This is a genomic window from Pseudomonas sp. efr-133-TYG-103a, assembly GCF_030209235.1.
Classification (GTDB): domain Bacteria; phylum Pseudomonadota; class Gammaproteobacteria; order Pseudomonadales; family Pseudomonadaceae; genus Aquipseudomonas.
Window position 1 is genome coordinate 232947 of record NZ_JARVSK010000019.1, and the last position, 18875, is coordinate 251821.

The window sequence follows — 18875 nt, forward strand, 5'->3', positions numbered from 1 at the left end:
GTCCCCTGACGTGTTCTTGTTATCCCGGGAGTGCCGGTGGCGCCATGCTAACAAGTGCCGTTATGCAGTAAAAAGACTTAAAAGTGCTTCTTATAGACGAATCGGAAATAAATGAAATCGGCGGAAATTCTTAGCTCGCGCCGACGCGGTGGCAGTCGCGCTCACCGGATCGAACCGCCTAAAGCGTGCTCAAGCCCTGCCTTTGGGCGTCACGTTCATAATCGAGCAGGACCTGATAATCGCCCTCGGCCGCAGGCACCACTTCACTGATCGCCAGCGTTCGTGCGACGTCCGGCAGCGCTTGGAGTGCCTGATTGAGCGCCCTGCGGATCGCAGCGCCGTCGTTATCCAGGTGGGTGATGTACGGCAGGCACGGTCCCGCCGCCGTGCGGGCAATCACCTTGATGCCAGCGACCTCCTCACTGTGGTCGCGTGCCAGATAGTCGAACGTCACACTGTCAATGGCGGCAAGATCCCCCTCTCCGGCCTTGATCCGGGCCAGACTGTTGCGGTGCCCGCCGGACAAGGAAACCTGGGCAAAGAACCGGCCGTCCTGCTGCAACGGCGCCAGCGTGTGACGGAACAGGTTCATGCCCGAATTGGAATCCCGCGAATTGAGCAGGCCATGGCTGCCGCGGAAAGCCTCAAGCGTCTGACGCGCATCGTCGGCACGCGCGACCAAAAGGCTGCAATGGTTGCCGTCAGCGCTGTGGGCCAGTTGATACACCGGTCGGCCGACCACCTGAACCTGCCCGCGCAATGCGGTCATCAGTGGATAACCGCAGGTCTGCGCGAGCAGCAGTTGCGGCGATAACCACAGCTGCTTCAAGTCCAGCGCCTGCGCATCCAGACGCTCCACGCCGAGGATGTCCAGCGCTCGCAGCAGCCACTTTTCCTGCGCCTCATGGACGCGCGCTGGCGCGACATACATCAGCAGTTCGGCAAATCCCTGGGGCATGTTCGAGTTCCGGGTCTAGACGTAAGGATGCTGTGGGCTGTCGATGGGACTGAAACTGTGACGCCGGAACAGTTCAGCATATCCGGGCACCAGAAAACCACCGCTGCGTGCCAGCCACTGCTCGCGACGGGCGCGATAGACCTGCGGAATGTGGTACCAGGAAAGCCCCGGCAAGTCGTGATGAACCAGGTGCAGATTGAGGTTCAGAAACAGCCAGCCCCACGGCCATGATGCCTCGTTGATCACGGTGCGCTGCTGCGGTTGTTCGCTGGGCCGATGCTCGTAATAGGAGCGGACCATGGAAATCGCCAGCGCTGGAACGGTGCCGAAAGCCAGGTAATGCAGGCTGGACAACGCGCTGTAACGCTCGATGAAACCGAACATCAACACCAGAAAGAACCCGTGCGTCACCCACATCGCCCACGCCTGTCGCTCGCCTTGCTGCAGCCGCGTTGCTTCCCCGACGATCAGGCCGTAGAGCGCCAGCGGCACGCCAAACACCAGACGCCCCGGCGGCGTTTTGTCCAGCCAGCGCAGCAGACGCATCGGCGCGCCAGTCTGCTGCCAGCGGGTCTGGCTGAGGTAACGACTTTCCGGATCCCGGCCCGGAATGGTCAGGTCCTCGTCGCAGTGGTGCTGCAGGTGGGTGTCACGGTACAGCGTGTAGGGATACCAGACCGCGAAGGGCGCGTAACCGAGCATTTTGTTCAGCCACGCACGGCGAGTCGGATGGCCGTGAAGCAGCTCATGCTGCAGCGACATCCACAGGATCAGCAGCGGGATCAACAGCAGCGTGGTCGGCCACACACCCAGCGTCGGACTGAGCAGCATCAGCGCAGGCCAGCCGGCATACACAGCGATCAACAGCAACCACGTCGGCCACTCCGTGCGGCCAGTGAAGCTCGTGCGCAGGCGTACGATCTCATCGCGTTGCGCGTCGTCCAGATAGTTGGGCATTGCCGGTTCCTGCAGTGGGGCTGATACAGGGATGTGCATCGGCGCAGGAAAAACTTGTAGATCGATTGGTTATGACGGTAGAACGAAGCCCCGAGCGCTACGCTGCGCAATACGTCCCCAACCTTGTACGCAGATGTCCACGATCCGGTTTCACGCCCTGCCCGACCTGCAACGTCCCCTGCTGGACAAGTTCTACCGTGCCCAGCGTTCCTCCATGCGCAGCAAAGGCGAGGCGCAGTTCTGGGTCGCCAGGACAGGCGAAGTGGTGGGCGGCCTGTGCCTGACGCCGATGGTCGAAGGGCACTGGCTCACCGGGTTATTCGTCGCGCCATCGATGCGCGGACGCGGCGTTGGCGCAGGTCTGGTGAAGGCGGCCGTCGCGCACGTCCAGGGCTGCGTCTGGTTGTTCTGCGAGCCGGATCTGGTCGCAGGCTTTTACCGGCGGTTGGGTTTTGTCGAAACCGAAGACCTGCCCCGGACCCTGGCCGATCGGCTGGCCCGTTATCGCCAGACAAAGACGCTGGTCGCACTGGTTTACCCCGACGTCGCAATCCTTAGATCCGTTGGTGCGGACCACCAAACCAAATGTGCCATTCCCCGCTGAATCCCGCGTGCTAGCCTCGCCCATCACTTCTGATCGAACGGGATGCACATGAAACGCACGCTTCTGGCTTTGTCCCTGGCAGCACTCATCGGCCCGACGCTGGCCACTGCCGCAACACCCGCGCCAGCTTCAAATATCAGCCATGCGCAGTTCGCGCCGCTACTTGCCGGCGACTGGCGCGTGCCGCAGAACGCAGCCCGCGATCAATACCGCCATCCCGAGCAGACCCTGCAATTCTTCGGTCTGCGCGATGACCAGACGGTCATCGAAATCACCCCCGGCAACGGCTGGTACAGCGAACTGCTGGCGCCGCTGCTTAAGGAAAAGGGTCATTACGTGGCGGCAATCGTCGCGCCTTCAGTCAGCGACTACGCCAGAAAATCCGCCGATGGTCTGAAGCAGAAATACGCCGCCGACCCCGCGCATTACGGCAAGGTCGAGGTCGTGGAATATGCGCCAGACGCCCCGGTCCTGGGCAAGCCGGGGTCTGCAGACACGGTCCTGACCTTCCGCAATGTGCACAACTGGGTCGATGCCGGCAACGAAGCGGCAACCTTCAAGGCCTTCTATGAAGTGCTCAAGCCCGGCGGCACGCTGGGCGTTGTGGATCACCGCGCGAAAAGCGGCACGACTGCGAAAGACAACGAGAAGAACGGCTACCTGCCTACGGATTACGTGGTCAAGCTGGCGCAAAACGCAGGCTTCACGCTGGCCGGGGAAAGCGAGATCAACGCCAATCCCAAAGACACCAAGGACTACCCGGACGGCGTCTGGACCTTGCCACCGGCCTTGGTCAAAGGCGATCAGGACAGGGCCAGGTACCTTGCAATCGGCGAGTCGGACAGGATGACGCTGCGCTTCATCAAGCCCGGCAAATAGGTGAGCCCGGAAGACCCGAACTCAATCGTCGGCGTTCGGGTCCATGTCCGGGAACAGCACTTCGGTGAAACCGAAACGGCTGAAGTCGGTAATGCGCGACGGGTACAAACGGCCGATCAAGTGATCGCATTCATGCTGCACCACCCGTGCGTGGAAACCGCGGGCGGTACGCTGAACAGGCTTGCCGTCGGGATCGAAACCTTCGTAGCGGATGTGTTCGTAACGCTCCACCACACCCCGCAGCCCAGGCACCGACAGGCACCCTTCCCAGCCTTCTTCCAGCGTTGGCGCCAGCGGTGTGATCAGCGGGTTGAGCAAGATGGTCTGTGGCACGGGCTCGGCATCGGGATAACGCTCGCTGCGCTCGAATCCGAAGATCACCAATTGCAGATCGACACCGATCTGCGGCGCGGCAAGGCCCACGCCACCCACGCTTTCCATGGTCTCGAACATGTCCTGAATCAACGTCTTCAACTCGCGAGAGCCGAACATCGATGCAGGCACGGGCGGCGCCACGCGGAGCAGGCGCTCGTCACCCATTTTCAGGATTTCACGAATCATGGCAGAACCTTTCGACTGGGCGGATGCGCCGGATAAAGGCGCATCCTGCCACATTCTCGATCAGGGTTTGTCGGTCTTGAGCACCTGAGGCTGCTGTTCGTAGTCGTGATCGTGGCGATGATCACGACCCAGCCCGGACAGGTGCTGCTTTTCGTAGGCGGGCTCGTAGGAGGTTTTGCCGGCGCCGGTGGCGCTGTCGTTTTCGCCCGCCTCGCGCTCGCCTTTGTCCTTGCCCTCGTCGGACATGTGCTCGATCACCGCATTCATTTCAGCGCCCAGCAACAGCACCGCAGCCGAGATATAGAAGTACAGCAGCAACACGATGATCGCTCCGATGCTGCCGTACATCGCGTTGTAATCGGCAAAGGTCTTCACGTAATAGGCGAAGCCCAGGGAAGCGACGATCCATACCACGACGGCCAATACCGAACCGGGCGTGATGAAGCGGAAATTCTGCTTAACGTCCGGCATCACGTAATACATGATCGCCACCGCGACCATCAGCAGAATGATGATCAGCGGCCAGCGCAGGATCGTCCAGAGCGTGACGATGAAATCTTCCATGCCGATCTGCGCAGCCAGCCAGCTGATCACTTGAGGCCCGGTGACCATCAATGCGGCAGCGGCCAGCAGCATCCCGGCAATGCCGATGGTGTAAAGCACTGACAATGGAATGCGCTTCCACACCGGCCGTTCTTCGACCACGTCGTACGCCGCATTCATCGCGCTCATCATCAGGCGCACGCCCGCCGAAGCGGTCCACAGGGCGATGACGATACCGATGGACAGGAGCCCGCCTTTGGATTGCTGCAGTTGATCGATGACGGGGTTGACCTGATCCAGCGCCTGAGGCGGCAGCACCAGCTCGGACTGTAATCGCAGCCAGCTGAAAAAGTCCGGCAGGTGCAGGAAACCGATCAGGGCGATGAGAAACAGTAGAAACGGGAACAACGAAAACAGCATCTGATAAGCCAATGCCGAGGCGTACGTCGACATCTCGTCATCGAGAAATTCTTTGACCGTTCTGACCAACACCGTCGTCAAACGCAGCTGGCGCAAATCCGGGAATATCATGGCGTCTCCTTTCGCAACGTAGACGTATCTGAAGCACATTTACCTATACGAGCGGGCAAACGCTTTGAAATTCCGTGTGCCCGCTGCAACGGGCCGGTTTTTTACAGACAGTTAAGCAGCTTTGCCATACCCGATGCGTTTCAAAAAACAGCACCGGACACAATAACGGCCATCCGAGGATGGCCGTTATGGGTGAAACGTGTATCCGCTTCAGGCTCATGCGCCTGAAGCGAAGAGGCCTCAGGCCTTGTCGACGCCTTTCTTGACAGCGTCTTTGGCCTTGCCGGCCGTCTGCTGCGCTTCACCTTTGATTTCCTGCGCCTTGCCTTCTGCACGCAGTTTGTCGTTGTCAGTCACTTTGCCGACGCCTTGTTTGACGTTACCGGCTGCTTCGTTGGCCATACCTTTGACTTTATCGCTGGTGCTGCTCATGGGAAATTCTCCAGTGTGAGATTCCGGAAGCGGAATCGGGTGTCATAACCTCGACGTAGTGATTGACTGGCCTCCCGCGATCAGAGTTTCAATTATTTTCTCGGCGGCCATGCGCGAGGCGGTCGTACATTTCGTCCCGTCCGCCAAGTTTGCCTTTAGTTTTGTCCGAGAACCCCGGAGAATGCGCGCCCGAGCCGGGCTGTGCCTATCATGCAACACCAGGTTCACGAGACAGAGATCCACAGGAACGTTATGAAACTCGACAAGCAGCAGGCCATCGCGCGCCGCAACGAACAACTGGGCGGCGCTGTGCTCGGCACCAACAACACCCATTTCGCCACTCTGGACCCCAAGCGCAATATCTGGTGGTTCGACCTGCCCGTCAGCCGCCTTGCAGTGGGCCAGTACGAATGGCTGCACCTGCTGCTGCATACACCGGCCACCGACGAGTTGATCCACCTGAAGGTGACCACCCGATTCCTGCGCGAGAACAAGGACGGCGTGGTTATTCGCAACGAAGGCAAACGCAAGTCGACCGTCAGCCTCGAGCTGTCCGCCGACAAGGACTCCTACCTCAAGGACATGCGCCCCAACGGCGCCAGCCTGAGCTTTGCAGGCTTCGTGCAGAAATAAGCCCGGGGGCCGGAACGCCGGCTCTCACATTCACTGACGTGAATGCCGCGCCCCGGCAATCTGATGCGCGGGGCACGACAGCAGGGTTCAGACCAGCTCGATGCGGTCGGCGTGAATGACGATCTGGCCTTGTTTGTATAAGGCGCCGATGGCTTTCTTGAAGTTGCCTTTACTGACCCCGAACAGATTGCTGATCACTTGCGGATCGCTCTTGTCGCTGACCGGCAACACACCCTTGTTCTCGCGTAACTTGTCGAGGATCTTCGCGGTCAGGCTGCTGGCAAGCTGTTCACCCACTGGCTGCAGGCTCAGGCTGATATTGCCGTCGCTGCGCACTTCCTTGATGAAGCCTTTTTCCTGTTTGCCCGAGCGAAGGAACTTGAACACTTCGTTCTTGTGGATCAGGCCCCAGTGCTTGTTGTTGATGATGGCCTTGAAGCCCATCGCCGTCTCTTCGGCCACCAGCAGGTCAACTTCCTGCCCGACCGAATAGTTGGCCGGCACTTTGTCCAGGTAGCGGTCCAGGCGGGTGGTCGCGGTGATGCGGCGCGTGTGTTTGTCCAGGTAAACGTGGACGACGCAGTAATCGCCGGCCTTCAGCGGACGTTTCTCTTCGGAGTAAGGCAGCAGCAAATCCTTGGGCAGGCCCCAATCGAGGAAGATTCCGATGCTGTTGACTTCAACCACTTTGAGACTGGCGAATTCGCCCACCTGAACTTTGGGTTTTTCAGTGGTGGCAATTAACTTGTCATCGCTGTCCAGGTAAATAAAAACGTTGAGCCAGTCTTCATCTTCGCTGGGAATATCTTTAGGGATATAACGATTGGGCAGCAATATTTCGCCGTCCTGCGCGCCGTCCAGATATAAACCGAAGTTAGTGTGTTTGACCACTTGCAAACTGTTGTAGCGCCCGACTAAAGCCATGTCCAGATACCCTCATTACGTGGGCGGCATTCTACCCGAGTTTGCGAGCGGATTGCCGCTTGCCCCGCACGGGTTTGATCGGGGGCGCCGCAGGCCTTGAAAATCAACGCCTTGGCACGGATGAGCGACGCAATGCATCGGCTGCAAGGGGCCATTCGTCAGGTCGCGAATCGGATTCAGGGCGCCATCGCGCATGAATTCGCGGACGGCATCATCACAGAGTTGGCAATTAAAACAGGCATTTACCGAATATTTTCAGGAAATGATTTGCGTCTTGTCGACTTATCGGTATAGGGTTTGGCGCCAATATTTGCCGAGCAATTTCCTGCGCATTCAGATAACATGGCCGGCCGTATTAATTTTATATAGGTTAATAGCAGCCATGCGCGTAAAAGCATCCAACTCGAAAGCCAAGCCAGCTCCAGCCGTTGAGACCAGTGATTCGATCAACGCTCAGATCGCAGCTTTCCTGAAATCCGGCGGCGAAATCCAGCAGATCGCCAAAGGCGTCAGCGGCCAGACCTTCGGCCCGTCGAAACAGATCTCCCTCGGCAAAAAGTAAAATTTTTCCCCGCCCCCGCGGTCGACATCCAGGCGCTTTGAACACAAAGCGCCAGGTCCATCGATCCTCGCTGCACAAAGCTCTGCTTTACTGTCCGTCATTGACCGCTCGTCGCTGTCCCGGCACGGCATTCGGCTGAATGACCAGACAGACAGGACGATGCCCTGATTTTCCAGTCGTCCCTGCGGAAACCCGATATGAAAAAATGGATGTTCTTCGGCGCCCTGTTCTGTCTCGGTCTGGGCGGTTGCGCGACTCATGGGTGTGACAACACGGTCGCGGGCAGTTCATGCCGGGCAGACTATCTGCTGTATCAGAACGACATGTTGCAGGCCAAGTTGCTGATCAATGAGCGTCGTCAGGAAAATTACGAGCTGGCCAGCGCTCTGCTGCAACGAGCCGCCCGCGAAGACAGTACCGGTGAGGCCGAGTTTTATCAGGCGGTGCTGATGCTGCGGCAGAATGCCGATGAGGCGCAGGTCAACGACAAGCTCAAGGACTCCGCCGATCGCAAGTACCCACTGGCCGTTGCGTTGATGGCCCAGCGCACTGCGACACAGGATCAGGCCAAGGCTATCCGGTACCGCGCGCAGTACGACGAACTCGATGTGGCGAAGAGTGGATACCCTTCATTTTCCGAAGCCTTGATCGTGGTCAACAAGCTGATTTCGCAGGGCAACTGATCGCAAAGTTCACATTTTCTGCATCGAATCGATGAGCGGTCGAGTCGTCGCGGCAATCGGCGGTATGCTTGCGACGCTCTAGCTCGCGGTTCCTATCGAGCCAATCGGCGTACCGATAAGACACCTTCGATCCCACTCCTCTGAATCTGAAAGGAGTGAAGCATGCCTTATGCTCGCTGTTTTACACGATGGAGCGTTGCGCTGTTCACCGGCGCGATGTTTGTGCATCAGACCGCCAGTGCTCAGGTCATGGTGCGGGAACTGGGTGACTTCAGCCTCAAGCTGGGGACCACACCCAGCCGGACGATGGCGCAAGGTCTCGTGACGCCAAGCGGTGGCGACACGGCGTTTCACGGCGGCCTGGACCTGACACACGACAGCGGTTTCTATTTTGGCCAGTGGTCGCCCAGTGCAGGCCTTACACCGGACACGGCGCTTGAAGTCGATTCTTACATGGGCTTCAAAAAGCCGTTCGACAAAACCCTCGGGTACGAACTGGGCGTGATCCGTTACAGCTACCCGAACACCGATCAGCTCGACAGCCACGAGCTTTATGCCGGATTCAGAATCTTCGACAGCCGCATCGGCACAGCTTTCAGCACCGATGCGGGACGTCAGGACAGCACGTTGTTTCTGGACCTGGGCAGTCTCATTCCCTTGGGCCTGGACCTGCGCATGCAGTACGGCAACCATCAGCTCGACACGCCGTCGGTGATCGAAGGCGGCGGCGTCGTCAGCACTTACAACGACTGGTCGTTCAATGTGTCGCGCCCCTGGATGGGCATGGACATGAACCTGATCTACAGCGGCTCGAGCCTCAACGGCGCCGATTGCAGCGCGTACAGCGGCCATAACACCCAGTGCGAAGGCGCGGTCACCCTGAAGGTGGTTCGCTCGTTTTTCTGATTGGCTGAACTGGCATGAACCGACTTGCTCTATAACTGGGAAGTGAACGAGCAAGGAGCTGTCATGCGGAGCGTGCTGAAGACCTGTATGTCGTTGTGCCTGAGCCTGATGCTGGTGGCAGGCTGCAGCCAGATTGGTCTGACCTACCGGCATCTTGATCTGATCATTCCCTGGTCGTTGAACGACTATCTGGACATGAATGCCGCACAGAAGGACTGGCTGGACGACCGCCTGAAAGAACACCTGAGCTGGCACTGCACCACGCAGATTCCGGGCTATCTGGATTGGCTGGATCGTCTGCAGAACATGGTCGAAACCCAGCAGGTCAACGAGCAGCAGCTCGAGGCTCGCACTGAAGAGGCACGTCAGGCCATTGCAGCGGTTTCCCGAGAGATCACCCCTTCAGCCGTTCAGTTGCTCCGCCAGCTCAACGATCAGCAGGTTGCGGAAATGGAATCGGCGTTCGCCAAGGACATGCAAAAGCATGAGGCCGAGTTCGTCGATCAACCGCTGGACAAGCAGATCCGTGATCGCGCCCAACGGATGGAAAAACGCCTGAACCCCTGGATCGGCAAGCTCAGTCCCGTGCAACGAGACCGCGTGATGCAGTGGTCGACATCGCTGGGCGAGCAGAACCGACTGTGGATCGACAACCGCGCTCACTGGCAGTCATTGCTTGTCAGCGCCGTCAAACGGCGCCAGGCGGCAGATTTCGATCAAAAGATTGCCAACCTTCTGCAAGATCGCGAGACCTTCTGGACGCCCGAGTACCGCCAGGCGTATGACCACACGGAACACGCCGCCATTTCACTGATTAGCGACCTCGTCGCACAGAGTTCGCCGGATCAGCGCCAGAAGCTGCTTGAGAAAATCGCTGATGTGCGCAAGGACTTCAAAGATCTGGCCTGTTTGAAAGGGGCGAAGAAAGCGTCCTGAACCAGGACGCCTTCGCTTCGGCAGTGAGTTTGATTGCCCGTCGGGAGCCGGCCGTTCAGATCGCGCCAGGCGATGTCTGAGGCTGCGACGCAATGCTGTCAAACTTCTCAGGATCCAGCGGATCCGCCTGATTATCCAGCGCCTGACGCGGGCCGGTGTCGCCGGGAATACCGCTGTCGATCATGGCCAGCAGGCGTGAACCGCGTGGAGTCAGGACAAAGTTCTCACCGTTTCCGCCCTCCTCCTCAGGCCGCGATTCAATGAATCCGCGTTTCAACAGCAACGCCTCAAGGTCGGCGGCCTGGCTTTTCAGCGCGTCCAGATTGCCCGCACTCTCGCCTTCGGCAGCTTTGGCCGCCGCATGTTCTTCGGCATATTTGCGAGGCGCGAATGTTTTATCGGCGCTGTTCTGTACTTCATGCAGCAGACGCTCGATCAGGTCCCAGTCGTAGCTTTTTTTGTCAGATGCATCAGACATAGTCCAACCTCCAGCAGGGATAGTTACCCGTGACGTCCCGTCATCGGGCTTGGTGCTCTGAAACTGTGACCGAAGCCGTCGACCGCCGTTCAGCCCGCTGGCCGGGCGGTCGGGCGCTGAACTTTTGCCTGAACGCCCCTCTCCACTTCAGTAAGCCCGCAATGGATACCGAGGCAATCATGAAAATCCTGATGAGCATCACCACTGCGCTGACGCTGCTTGCAGCCGTGCCGGTGTGGGCCTGCACACCGGAAGAGGCGGAGGCCAAACGCGAACAGCTGGCGCAGGAGGTGCAAAGGCTGACGCAGCAGAACCCGGCGAAGGCCAAGGAGCTGAATCAAGAGATCAAGGACATGCAGCTGGAGACAGCGGCCAAAGATGTTCCGGACAAATGCCAGTTGATCGATCAGCGCTTGAGAGAGATGGACGAAGCGGCGAAGAAAGCGCAGGGCTGAGTTCAACCCGCTGCCTGCCGCTGACAGGACACTGCAGGCGCCCACTCACGCCTGCAGAACGTCACGTGATCCATGCCCGATCCGGCGCATGGATCAACGAGGCCTTATTCGGAAACCGGCGGACGGGTGACGCGTTTTTTCAACGGCGCCATGCCGTCCTGGCTGACCAGCGATTCGGCCTTCGGACGATTCACCGTCTTGCGCTTGGTCGGGCCCTTGGCGGCTTTTTTCTTCTCGGTAGCCTTCTTGTCGCCTTTCGCGTCAGTCTTTTTCTTCTTCACGCCCACCGCTTTGCCCGAAGCCTTGACCTTCTTCGGCCCGGTGTAGCTGCCTTTGACTTCCTTGATGGTGCGGCGCTCGAACTTCTGCTTGAGGTAGCGCTCGATGCTGGACATCAGGTTCCAGTCACCGTGGGTGATCAGCGAAATCGCCAGGCCTTCTGCACCGGCGCGGCCCGTGCGGCCAATGCGGTGAACATAATCGTCACCCGTGCGTGGCATGTCGAAGTTGATGACCATGTCCAGGCCTTCGACGTCCAGACCGCGAGCGGCCACGTCGGTGGCGACCAGAATCTTCACGCCGCCCTGCTTCAGACGATCGATGGCCAGCTTGCGATCCTTCTGGTCCTTGTCACCGTGCAGCACGAACGTCTTGTATTCCAGCGCCACGAGGCGACCGTAAATGCGATCGGCCATGGCCCGGGTGTTGGTGAAAATGATCGCTTTCTGGTAGGTCTCGTTCGCCAGCAGCCAGTGCAGAACCTGCTCTTTGTGCACGTTATGGTCGGCGGTGATGATCTGCTGGCGGGTACCCGCAGCCAGTTCGCTGACACTGTTGACTTGCAGATGCTGAGGATCCTTCAACACCTTGGCGATCATCTCGCGCAGGCCCGACCCACCGGTGGTGGCCGAGAACAGCATGGTCTGCTGACGGTTGGCGCACTCGCCCGCCAGACGCTCGACGTCTTCGGCGAACCCCATGTCGAGCATGCGGTCGGCCTCATCGAGCACCAGCAGCTCCACCTGTTTGAGGTCCAGATTGCCCGCATTCAGTTGCTCGAGCAGGCGACCCGGCGTGCCGATCAGAATGTCCGGCACCTTGCGCAGCATCGCGGCCTGAACCTTGAAATCCTCACCGCCGGTGATCAGCCCCGCCTTGATGAAGGTGAACTGCGAAAAGCGCTCCACTTCCTTGAGCGTCTGCTGTGCCAGCTCGCGGGTCGGCAACAGGATCAAGGCGCGAATGTCCACGCGAACCTTGGCCGGCCCCATGAGGCGATTGAGCATCGGTAATACGAACGCGGCAGTCTTGCCGCTGCCGGTTTGCGCCGTCACCCGCAGATCGCGTCCTTCCAGCGCCAGCGGAATGGCCGCTGTTTGCACAGGCGTAGGCTCGACGAAATTGAGTTCGGCCACGGCTTTGAGCAGGCGTTCGTGCAGGGCGAATTGGGAGAACACGGGTGTTACCTCGGCGGAATACAAAAAAACAGTCGCATAGGTTACCGGTTTAAGCGGTCTTCGCCGAGTCTCTTTACCTCGAACGGCCTATTTTGTTACCGGATCTGCCGCGCACTGCTTTGTGTTGCTCAACAGTGCTCTAATCGCGCCCTTTTTTTCATCAGGAGAATCTGCGCCCATGGACACTCACTCGATCTGGCTCCGCGCCCAGGAGATCTGGGACCTGCTCGAACACCAACCCGTGCTGCGCGCGACGCTGGGGTTGTTCATGTTGCTGATCGCGGCTTTCGCACTTGGCCGCCTTGCGCGCTTCCTGCTGCTGCACGGTATGAAAGCCCTCGGCCGCCAGCCGGCGCTGTTCTGGCTGAACGACTTTCTGCATAACAAAGTCTTCCATCGACTCGCACAGATCACGCCGTCGCTGGTGATCCAGTTCGGCCTAAACCTGGTGCCCGATCTGACGCCGGTGGCCAGCCACGTGCTGGGTAACGTCGCCCTGGCGTTCACCATCCTCTCGCTGATGCTCACCCTTGGCGCGCTGCTCAATGCGCTGCTGGACATCTACGCCCGTACCGAACACGCCCGAACGCGGTCGATCAAGGGCTACGTGCAGTTGGCGAAAATGATTCTGTATGTGTTCGCCGCGATCATCATCGTCGCAACGCTGATCGACCGCTCGCCGCTGCTGTTGCTGTCGGGCCTGGGCGCGATGTCGGCGGTCATTCTGCTGGTTTACAAAGACACGTTGCTGTCGTTCGTCGCCAGCGTCCAACTGACCAGCAACGACATGTTGCGGGTGGGCGACTGGATCGAAATGCCGCAAGTCGGCGCCGATGGCGATGTGGTGGATATCACGCTGCACACCGTCAAGGTGCAGAATTTCGACAAGACCATTGTCTCGATCCCGACCTGGCGGCTGATGTCCGAATCGTTCAAGAACTGGCGCGGCATGCAGCAGGCTGGCGGTCGGCGGATCAAGCGCAGCTTGTACATCGATGCCAGCGCGGTGCGCTTCGTGTCGGACAGCGAGGAACTGAAACTGACCCAGGTTCGCCTGCTGACGGACTACATGGGCCGCAAGAAAGCCGAGCTCAAAGCCTGGAACGAGGCTCAGGGCAGCGTTGCGGAATTGTCGGCAAACCGGCGCCGGATCACCAATATCGGTACTTTCCGCGCCTACGCGCTGGCGTACCTGAAAAGCCATCCGGACGTTCACCCGGACATGACCTGCATGGTGCGCCAGATGGAGGCGACAGCGCAGGGGGTTCCGCTGTAAATCTACTGCTTCACGCGCACCACCAGTTGGGCCGACTACGAACGCATCCAGGGCGATATCTTCGATTACCTGCTAGCGGTGTTGCCGGAGTTCGGGCTGAGTCTTTATCAGCAGCCGAGTGGATCGGACATGCGGATCGGTCTGGCAAGGTCGTAAGACATTGGCGCGCAGAGCCGGTGTATACATGGAAGCAGAGGCTGCGCCTTTTCACTCGCGCAACAAAAAGCCCGACGTCCGCCGGGCTTTTGATAGTCAGTGCGCGATTGCTGCACTCAGTAACGCTGATACTGCGAGCCGAATTCTTTGCGGTTGTCAGCGACGATAACAGTGTTGGTCGATGGGCTGGCGAAAGGTTTGACGCTGGTTTTATCTGCGCCGTCGGCATTGATGGCCGTGGCGTGGATGTAGGTGGGTTCCAGAACGATGGTCTGGCCGGCGGTGGAAGCTTGCGGACTGGCGAAGGCAGAGGTGGCTGCCAGAACCGACAACGCGAAGCCCAGGGCGATGGATTTTTTCATGATCAGTGTCTCCGGTAGTTGGGGGTGAATCGTGGCGTTGGATTCAATCTATTCCCATCGCCGACGAATTAAAAAACACCGCGACTTATGCTGAACATCGATTGCGCTGATAATAGGGAAAGCACTATTGGCGCAATAAACTCCGTCAATCTGACTTTATGATCGGCAATAAAAAGCCCGGCGTGCGCCGGGCTTTAATGCGTTTGATGCCGTCTTGCTGTAATCAGTAGCGCTGATAGCTGGAACCGAACTCTTTGCGGTTGTCCGCAACGATCACGGCGCTCGACGACTGGGTATCAAAAGGCTTGACGGCGTCTTTGCTGGCTACTTTGCTGTCCAGGACAGTGGCGCTGGAAACATCGACGATAGCGCGTTGGTAGGTTTTTTCCGGAGCGGCAAAAGCAGAACCGGCAGCCAGGATCGAAAGTGCAAAACCGAAGGCGATTGATTTTTTCATGAGGGCGATCTCCGCAGAACTTTGAGTAAGTGGGGTTAATTCGTTTCGTTGGAGCCAAGTTACCCGGCTGTGCGGACAATGGAAAACCAAGCTTGGGCATATTCGACATCAAGCCCGCTGATATAAGGCTTGCAGCCGTCTGGCACGGGCATTCGGGCATTGAGCCATGTGCAGAAGCCCCCCGAACTGCGCGCGAACGCAAGTAGAATCGGGGCACTACGGAACCGCCTTGAGTTTATTCTGGGCAAATAAAAAGCCCGGCGTGTGCCGGGCTTTAATGCGTTGCGTACAGTCTTGCCGTTATCAGTAGCGCTGATAGCTGGAACCGAACTCTTTGCGGTTCTCTGCAACGATCACGGTGCTCGACGACTTGGTGTCGAAAGGCTTGATGGCGTCTTTGCTGGCTACTTTGCTGTCCAGGACAGTGGCGCTGGAAACATCAACGATAGCGCGTTGGTAGGTTTTTTCCGGAGCGGCAAAAGCAGAACCGGCAGCCAGGATCGAAAGTGCAAAACCGAAGGCGATTGATTTTTTCATGAGGGCGATCTCCGCAGAACTTTGAGTAAGTGGGGTTGATTCGTTTCGTTGGAGCCAATCTATTCGGTTAGCCCCAACATGAAAAACCAAGCTCGCAGATATCAAACATCAACCTCGATGATGTCAGCAGCGCAGGCGTCTAGCGCCGCTATTTCAGCGATTCAACGGCTGTTTATCGAGTCCGCGCCGACTGATCCACACCGAAAAAACGATCACCAGACCGCCGAAAAACAGTTTTCCAAGGTCTTCGTTCTGCCCCCAGATCAGCAGATTTATCAGCAGGCCGACCGGCACATGCAGGTTATTCATCACCGCCAGCGTGCCGCCGTTGACCATACAGGCGCCTTTGTTCCACCAGTACATGCCAAGCGCCGTCGAACACAATCCCAGAAACAACAGAACAACCCATTGTTGCGGCGCATCGGGCAGATGCTGAGCGTTGCCAAACAGCAGAAACGCGGGAAGCGCGACGGCCAGCGCGCCCAGGTAGAAGAAACCGAAGCGCCGGTAGTGCGGCAGCTCGCTGGGATGGCGCGCCACCAGATGTTTGTACAGCACCTGCCCCGCCGCGTAGGTGAAGTTGGCCAGTTGCAGCAGCAAGAAGCCGCCGAGAAAGTCGGGGTCCACGCGGTCGTACCGAATGATGACCGCGCCGAGCACTGCGACAATCGCCGCCAGCAGCCCCCACGGATTGAAACGGCGATTGAGCGCATCCTCGATCAGCGTCACGTGCAGTGGCGTGAGAATGGTGAACAGCAGCACTTCGGGCACCGTCAGCACACGGAAACTCAAGTACAGGCAGACATAGGTCACGCCGAACTGCAGCGCGCCGATCAGCAACATGCCACGCACGAATGGCGCCGGAACCCGACGCCAGTGCGTCAGGGGAATGAACACCAGTCCGGCCAGTACCACACGAATCAGCACGGCGAAGTAACTGTCGACGTGCCCTGCCAGATACACGCCGATCAGGCTGAAGGAAAACGCCTGAATCAGCGTGACGAAAAGTAGATAGCCCATGGTTGCCCCTTTTTTGAAGGCGGCGACCTTAGCGGGTTCGAGCGATGCTGTTCAAGCGATACCCGTCACCCAGGCGGACGGCGGTTGCGCAGACAAGAAAAAACCCGATGACCCGGCGCAATCAGGCGGGTCGATCGGGCAATGCACTCAGGAGCGGGACGAGTGCCAAGGGGAGTCGATGAACGCGAGAATGATCGCGCGGCGGCATTAACGGCCGATTAAGCGATCACTCTCACGCGGTCAGGCGACCTGAGCCAGCCGGGCGATGGCCTGATTGAGGCCTTTCTCGGAGAAATCGCCGCCCATGTTCAGGCCTTCGGCATGGATGAACGTCACGTCGTGGATGCCGACGAATCCCAGCACCTGACGCAGGTAAGGTTCCTGATGATCCAGCGTGCTGCCGGCGTAGATGCCGCCGCGGGCGGTCAGCACGAAAGCGCGTTTGCCTGTGAGCAGACCTTGCGGTCCGGTCTCGCCATACTTGAATGTCACGCCGGCACGCAGCACGTGGTCGAACCAGGATTTGAGGGTGCTGGGGATCGCGAAGTTATACATCGGCGCGGCGAGCACCACGACATCCGCCGCCACCAGCTCGTCGGTCAACTCGTTGGAGCGTTCCAGTGCAGCCTGTTCCACGGCGCTGCGCTGATCCTGAGGCTTCATCCAGCCGCCCAGCAGGTCGACGTCCAGGTGCGGCACTTGCTTGACTGCCAGATCACGCACGGTGATGTCGTCAGCGGGGTGCGCGGCGCGCCACTGGCTGATGAATTGTTGGGTCAGGCGACGGGAAACGGAGTCTTGCTGACGGGCGCTGCTTTCGATGATCAGGACGCGAGACATGGGTGTGGCCTCCAGCGAATGAATGAGGGGGTTGAATTCGATGGAGTGAAGATTATGCTCGGACAAATCGATTAAAAAGCGCAAAAACCTGCTGCTAAACATCTAATAATTTGTTTTATGCAGGGAAGAGCATTACGCTCTCCCTGTCGCAAGGCCTGCGTCAAAGCGGCTCACAGCTGAGCTTGATGCGCAGCTTGACGATCTCGCGGTTGAATTTTGCGGTGACTTCGGTGCTGCCCTTCGGCGCAACCTGCACGCGTCGGGTGCGCGGAGCCTCCGGCCCGTTGCGGAAAACCACGCTGCATTTGGCGGGAACATCGCCGTAGTTATTCACGGTGATGTTGCCGATGTCATAAGCGGTGTCGTGGCTGTTGTAATCGATCTGCACGCCCTTGAGGTCCTTCTCCACGTCGATCGGGTAGGCAAACGCGATCAACGGCAGCATGGCCAGCAGCACACAACAGAATTTTTTCATTCGGCAGTCTCCAGACGAGAGTGTGTAAGGACTGCCAGCTTAGGACTAAAGGAGCGAGAGATGAAAGCGCCCCGCGTGACCCTTGATCAATGGCGCACCTTGCAGGCCGTGGTCGACCATGGCGGTTTCGCCCAGGCAGCCGAAGCGCTGCACCGTTCGCAGTCGTCTGTCAGCTATACCGTGGCCAGAATGCAGGATCAGCTCGGCGTGCCTTTGCTGCGCATCGACGGGCGCAAGGCAGTACTGACCGAGGCCGGCGAGGTGCTGCTGCGCCGTTCGCGGCAACTGGTGAAGAACGCCAGTCAGCTGGAAGATTTGGCCCACCACATGGAACAGGGCTGGGAAGCCGAGGTGCGGCTGGTGGTGGACGCCGCTTACCCGAACGCGCGCCTGGTTCGTGCGCTGACTGCCTTCATGCCGCAAAGCCGCGGCTGTCGCGTGCGTCTGCGCGAAGAAGTCCTGTCCGGCGTGGAGGAAGTGTTACTTGAAGGCGTGGCCGATCTGGCGATCAGCGGGTTCAGCATTCCGGGCTATCTGGGCACTGAAATGAGCGACGTCGAGTTCGTTGCCGTGGCGCATCCCGAGCATGCGTTGCATCAGATGCAGCGGGAGTTGAATTTCCAGGACCTGGAAAGCCAGCTTCAGGTGGTGATCCGCGACTCGGGCCGCAACCAGCCAAGGGACGTCGGCTGGCTGGGCGCCGAGCAGCGCTGGACGGTCGGCAGTCTGGCGACCGCGGCCACCTTCGTCAGCAGCGGCCTGGGCTTCGCCTGGTTGCCGAGGCACATGATCGAGCGCGAGATAAAGGAAGGCGTGCTGAAGATCCTGCCGCTGGACAAAGGTGGCAGCCGTCACCCGACCTTCTACCTTTATTCCAGCAAGGACAAACCGCTGGGGCCGGCGACGCAGATTCTGATCGAGCTGATCCAGACCTTCGACACCGCACCGCTCGACGCAGCATTCGCCGCCCCTCAGCAGGTGGTTTGAGGGCCTTGCGAGGCTGACAGGTTCAGTGCCGATCATAGAACCCGTGGCAGCGAGCTTGCTCGCGAAGACTGATTTCCCACCGATGCATCTGCGTCGGATGAACCGGCCTCTTCGTGAGCAAGCTCACTCCCACCGGGGTTTTGCAGCGATTCGGAGGCGAGCCAATGACCAAACCTGTGGCAGCGAGCTTGCTCGTGAAGACTGATTTCCGACCGATGCATCTGCGTCGGATGAACCGGCCTCTTCGTGAGCAAGCTCACTCCCAC

General features: G+C 59.0%; 24 protein-coding genes and 1 pseudogene. 11 read left to right on the forward strand and 14 right to left on the reverse strand.

Features of this window, described 5'->3' with window-relative positions:
* Positions 1-178: 178 nt before the first annotated feature.
* Both QRN36_RS17455 and QRN36_RS17460 read right to left on the reverse strand, forming a co-directional pair.
* On the reverse strand, positions 179-958 hold the full coding sequence (locus tag QRN36_RS17455; RefSeq protein WP_285425192.1) for a phosphate/phosphite/phosphonate ABC transporter substrate-binding protein: 780 nt from the start codon (positions 956-958) through the stop codon (positions 179-181).
* Between the two features lie 15 nt (positions 959-973).
* A complete protein-coding gene (locus tag QRN36_RS17460) occupies positions 974-1915 on the reverse strand; it encodes a fatty acid desaturase (RefSeq protein WP_285425193.1) in 942 nt (313 codons plus the stop codon).
* A 133-nt stretch (positions 1916-2048) separates the two neighbouring features.
* On the opposite strand from QRN36_RS17460, the gene QRN36_RS17465 reads away from it, so the two are divergent.
* Positions 2049-2519 carry a GNAT family N-acetyltransferase gene (locus QRN36_RS17465; RefSeq protein WP_285425194.1) on the forward strand — a complete coding sequence of 157 codons (471 nt, stop codon included), beginning with the start codon at positions 2049-2051 and terminating at the stop codon, positions 2517-2519.
* Between the two features lie 48 nt (positions 2520-2567).
* Positions 2568-3398, forward strand: a complete 831-nt coding sequence (locus QRN36_RS17470; RefSeq protein WP_285425195.1) for a class I SAM-dependent methyltransferase — start codon at positions 2568-2570, stop codon at positions 3396-3398.
* Positions 3399-3419: 21 nt separating this feature from the next.
* On the opposite strand, the gene def is transcribed toward QRN36_RS17470, so the two are convergent.
* The 3 genes from def to QRN36_RS17485 form a co-directional block, all read right to left on the reverse strand.
* A complete protein-coding gene (gene def / locus QRN36_RS17475) occupies positions 3420-3959 on the reverse strand; it encodes a peptide deformylase (protein WP_093462538.1) in 540 nt (179 codons plus the stop codon).
* A gap of 60 nt (positions 3960-4019) precedes the next feature.
* On the reverse strand, positions 4020-5033 hold the full coding sequence (locus QRN36_RS17480) for a YihY/virulence factor BrkB family protein (protein ID WP_285425197.1): 1014 nt from the start codon (positions 5031-5033) through the stop codon (positions 4020-4022).
* Between the two features lie 240 nt (positions 5034-5273).
* Positions 5274-5465 carry a CsbD family protein gene (locus tag QRN36_RS17485; RefSeq protein WP_093460996.1) on the reverse strand — a complete coding sequence of 64 codons (192 nt, stop codon included), beginning with the start codon at positions 5463-5465 and terminating at the stop codon, positions 5274-5276.
* Between the two features lie 252 nt (positions 5466-5717).
* On the opposite strand from QRN36_RS17485, the gene QRN36_RS17490 reads away from it, so the two are divergent.
* Positions 5718-6098, forward strand: coding sequence for a hypothetical protein (locus tag QRN36_RS17490; RefSeq protein ID WP_093460998.1), 381 nt, complete (start codon positions 5718-5720; stop codon positions 6096-6098).
* Positions 6099-6185: 87 nt separating this feature from the next.
* Here the strand turns inward: QRN36_RS17490 and QRN36_RS17495 are convergent, their stop codons facing one another.
* Positions 6186-7022, reverse strand: a complete 837-nt coding sequence (locus QRN36_RS17495) for a S1 RNA-binding domain-containing protein (RefSeq protein WP_285425198.1) — start codon at positions 7020-7022, stop codon at positions 6186-6188.
* Between the two features lie 96 nt (positions 7023-7118).
* On the opposite strand from QRN36_RS17495, the gene QRN36_RS17500 reads away from it, so the two are divergent.
* The 5 genes from QRN36_RS17500 to QRN36_RS17520 all read left to right on the forward strand — a co-directional run bounded on the left by QRN36_RS17500 (position 7119) and on the right by QRN36_RS17520 (position 10109).
* A complete protein-coding gene (locus tag QRN36_RS17500) occupies positions 7119-7316 on the forward strand; it encodes a hypothetical protein (RefSeq protein ID WP_285425199.1) in 198 nt (65 codons plus the stop codon).
* Positions 7317-7404: 88 nt separating this feature from the next.
* On the forward strand, positions 7405-7584 hold the full coding sequence (locus tag QRN36_RS17505) for a hypothetical protein (RefSeq protein WP_037012170.1): 180 nt from the start codon (positions 7405-7407) through the stop codon (positions 7582-7584).
* 197 nt (positions 7585-7781) lie between these two features.
* Positions 7782-8267, forward strand: coding sequence for a hypothetical protein (locus QRN36_RS17510; RefSeq protein ID WP_285425200.1), 486 nt, complete (start codon positions 7782-7784; stop codon positions 8265-8267).
* Between the two features lie 162 nt (positions 8268-8429).
* Complete coding sequence (locus QRN36_RS17515) at positions 8430-9173, forward strand: TorF family putative porin (protein WP_285425201.1); 744 nt, start codon at positions 8430-8432, stop codon at positions 9171-9173.
* A gap of 63 nt (positions 9174-9236) precedes the next feature.
* Positions 9237-10109, forward strand: a complete 873-nt coding sequence (locus tag QRN36_RS17520) for a DUF6279 family lipoprotein (RefSeq protein ID WP_285425202.1) — start codon at positions 9237-9239, stop codon at positions 10107-10109.
* Between the two features lie 55 nt (positions 10110-10164).
* On the opposite strand, the gene QRN36_RS17525 is transcribed toward QRN36_RS17520, so the two are convergent.
* Positions 10165-10587: a transcriptional regulator gene (locus tag QRN36_RS17525; RefSeq protein ID WP_285425203.1), complete on the reverse strand. Its 423-nt coding sequence runs from the start codon at positions 10585-10587 to the stop codon at positions 10165-10167.
* 179 nt (positions 10588-10766) lie between these two features.
* Between QRN36_RS17525 and QRN36_RS17530 the strand changes: the two genes are divergently transcribed.
* On the forward strand, positions 10767-11042 hold the full coding sequence (locus tag QRN36_RS17530) for a hypothetical protein (protein WP_285425204.1): 276 nt from the start codon (positions 10767-10769) through the stop codon (positions 11040-11042).
* A 104-nt stretch (positions 11043-11146) separates the two neighbouring features.
* Here the strand turns inward: QRN36_RS17530 and QRN36_RS17535 are convergent, their stop codons facing one another.
* Positions 11147-12499 carry a DEAD/DEAH box helicase gene (locus QRN36_RS17535; RefSeq protein ID WP_285425205.1) on the reverse strand — a complete coding sequence of 451 codons (1353 nt, stop codon included), beginning with the start codon at positions 12497-12499 and terminating at the stop codon, positions 11147-11149.
* A gap of 178 nt (positions 12500-12677) precedes the next feature.
* Here QRN36_RS17535 and QRN36_RS17540 point away from each other — a divergent pair.
* Positions 12678-13931, forward strand: a pseudogene (locus QRN36_RS17540) (mechanosensitive ion channel family protein).
* A gap of 116 nt (positions 13932-14047) precedes the next feature.
* Here the strand turns inward: QRN36_RS17540 and QRN36_RS17545 are convergent.
* From QRN36_RS17545 to QRN36_RS17570, 6 genes are all read right to left on the reverse strand, one after another.
* Positions 14048-14293: a hypothetical protein gene (locus QRN36_RS17545; protein ID WP_285425206.1), complete on the reverse strand. Its 246-nt coding sequence runs from the start codon at positions 14291-14293 to the stop codon at positions 14048-14050.
* Between the two features lie 223 nt (positions 14294-14516).
* On the reverse strand, positions 14517-14750 hold the full coding sequence (locus QRN36_RS17550; RefSeq protein ID WP_285425207.1) for a hypothetical protein: 234 nt from the start codon (positions 14748-14750) through the stop codon (positions 14517-14519).
* Between the two features lie 303 nt (positions 14751-15053).
* Positions 15054-15287 carry a hypothetical protein gene (locus QRN36_RS17555; RefSeq protein ID WP_285425208.1) on the reverse strand — a complete coding sequence of 78 codons (234 nt, stop codon included), beginning with the start codon at positions 15285-15287 and terminating at the stop codon, positions 15054-15056.
* A gap of 153 nt (positions 15288-15440) precedes the next feature.
* Complete coding sequence (locus QRN36_RS17560; protein WP_285425209.1) at positions 15441-16307, reverse strand: carboxylate/amino acid/amine transporter; 867 nt, start codon at positions 16305-16307, stop codon at positions 15441-15443.
* Positions 16308-16547: 240 nt separating this feature from the next.
* Complete coding sequence (locus QRN36_RS17565) at positions 16548-17147, reverse strand: FMN-dependent NADH-azoreductase (protein ID WP_285425210.1); 600 nt, start codon at positions 17145-17147, stop codon at positions 16548-16550.
* Between the two features lie 160 nt (positions 17148-17307).
* The gene (locus tag QRN36_RS17570) at positions 17308-17622 is read right to left on the reverse strand and encodes a 3-phosphoglycerate kinase (protein ID WP_285425211.1); all 315 of its coding nucleotides are present in this window, start codon (positions 17620-17622) and stop codon (positions 17308-17310) included.
* 60 nt (positions 17623-17682) lie between these two features.
* Between QRN36_RS17570 and QRN36_RS17575 the strand changes: the two genes are divergently transcribed.
* Positions 17683-18609 carry a LysR family transcriptional regulator gene (locus QRN36_RS17575; RefSeq protein WP_285425212.1) on the forward strand — a complete coding sequence of 309 codons (927 nt, stop codon included), beginning with the start codon at positions 17683-17685 and terminating at the stop codon, positions 18607-18609.
* Positions 18610-18875 lie beyond the last annotated feature (266 nt).

Bases quoted from the DNA above. Each gene is read 5' to 3' on its own strand.
- QRN36_RS17560 (WP_285425209.1), bottom strand. From the start codon at position 16,307: ATGGGCTATCTACTTTTCGTCACGCTGATTCAGGCGTTTTCCTTCAGC.
- QRN36_RS17470 (WP_285425195.1), top strand. From the start codon at position 2,568: ATGAAACGCACGCTTCTGGCTTTGTCCCTGGCAGCACTCATCGGCCCG.
- QRN36_RS17515 (WP_285425201.1), top strand. From the start codon at position 8,430: ATGCCTTATGCTCGCTGTTTTACACGATGGAGCGTTGCGCTGTTCACC.
- QRN36_RS17455 (WP_285425192.1), bottom strand. From the start codon at position 958: ATGCCCCAGGGATTTGCCGAACTGCTGATGTATGTCGCGCCAGCGCGC.
- def (WP_093462538.1), bottom strand. From the start codon at position 3,959: ATGATTCGTGAAATCCTGAAAATGGGTGACGAGCGCCTGCTCCGCGTG.
- QRN36_RS17495 (WP_285425198.1), bottom strand. From the start codon at position 7,022: ATGGCTTTAGTCGGGCGCTACAACAGTTTGCAAGTGGTCAAACACACT.
- QRN36_RS17465 (WP_285425194.1), top strand. From the start codon at position 2,049: ATGTCCACGATCCGGTTTCACGCCCTGCCCGACCTGCAACGTCCCCTG.
- QRN36_RS17550 (WP_285425207.1), bottom strand. From the start codon at position 14,750: ATGAAAAAATCAATCGCCTTCGGTTTTGCACTTTCGATCCTGGCTGCC.
- QRN36_RS17505 (WP_037012170.1), top strand. From the start codon at position 7,405: ATGCGCGTAAAAGCATCCAACTCGAAAGCCAAGCCAGCTCCAGCCGTT.
- QRN36_RS17510 (WP_285425200.1), top strand. From the start codon at position 7,782: ATGAAAAAATGGATGTTCTTCGGCGCCCTGTTCTGTCTCGGTCTGGGC.
- QRN36_RS17460 (WP_285425193.1), bottom strand. From the start codon at position 1,915: ATGCCCAACTATCTGGACGACGCGCAACGCGATGAGATCGTACGCCTG.
- QRN36_RS17530 (WP_285425204.1), top strand. From the start codon at position 10,767: ATGAAAATCCTGATGAGCATCACCACTGCGCTGACGCTGCTTGCAGCC.
- QRN36_RS17485 (WP_093460996.1), bottom strand. From the start codon at position 5,465: ATGAGCAGCACCAGCGATAAAGTCAAAGGTATGGCCAACGAAGCAGCC.
- QRN36_RS17520 (WP_285425202.1), top strand. From the start codon at position 9,237: ATGCGGAGCGTGCTGAAGACCTGTATGTCGTTGTGCCTGAGCCTGATG.
- QRN36_RS17490 (WP_093460998.1), top strand. From the start codon at position 5,718: ATGAAACTCGACAAGCAGCAGGCCATCGCGCGCCGCAACGAACAACTG.
- QRN36_RS17555 (WP_285425208.1), bottom strand. From the start codon at position 15,287: ATGAAAAAATCAATCGCCTTCGGTTTTGCACTTTCGATCCTGGCTGCC.
- QRN36_RS17525 (WP_285425203.1), bottom strand. From the start codon at position 10,587: ATGTCTGATGCATCTGACAAAAAAAGCTACGACTGGGACCTGATCGAG.
- QRN36_RS17575 (WP_285425212.1), top strand. From the start codon at position 17,683: ATGAAAGCGCCCCGCGTGACCCTTGATCAATGGCGCACCTTGCAGGCC.
- QRN36_RS17480 (WP_285425197.1), bottom strand. From the start codon at position 5,033: ATGATATTCCCGGATTTGCGCCAGCTGCGTTTGACGACGGTGTTGGTC.
- QRN36_RS17570 (WP_285425211.1), bottom strand. From the start codon at position 17,622: ATGAAAAAATTCTGTTGTGTGCTGCTGGCCATGCTGCCGTTGATCGCG.
- QRN36_RS17545 (WP_285425206.1), bottom strand. From the start codon at position 14,293: ATGAAAAAATCCATCGCCCTGGGCTTCGCGTTGTCGGTTCTGGCAGCC.
- QRN36_RS17565 (WP_285425210.1), bottom strand. From the start codon at position 17,147: ATGTCTCGCGTCCTGATCATCGAAAGCAGCGCCCGTCAGCAAGACTCC.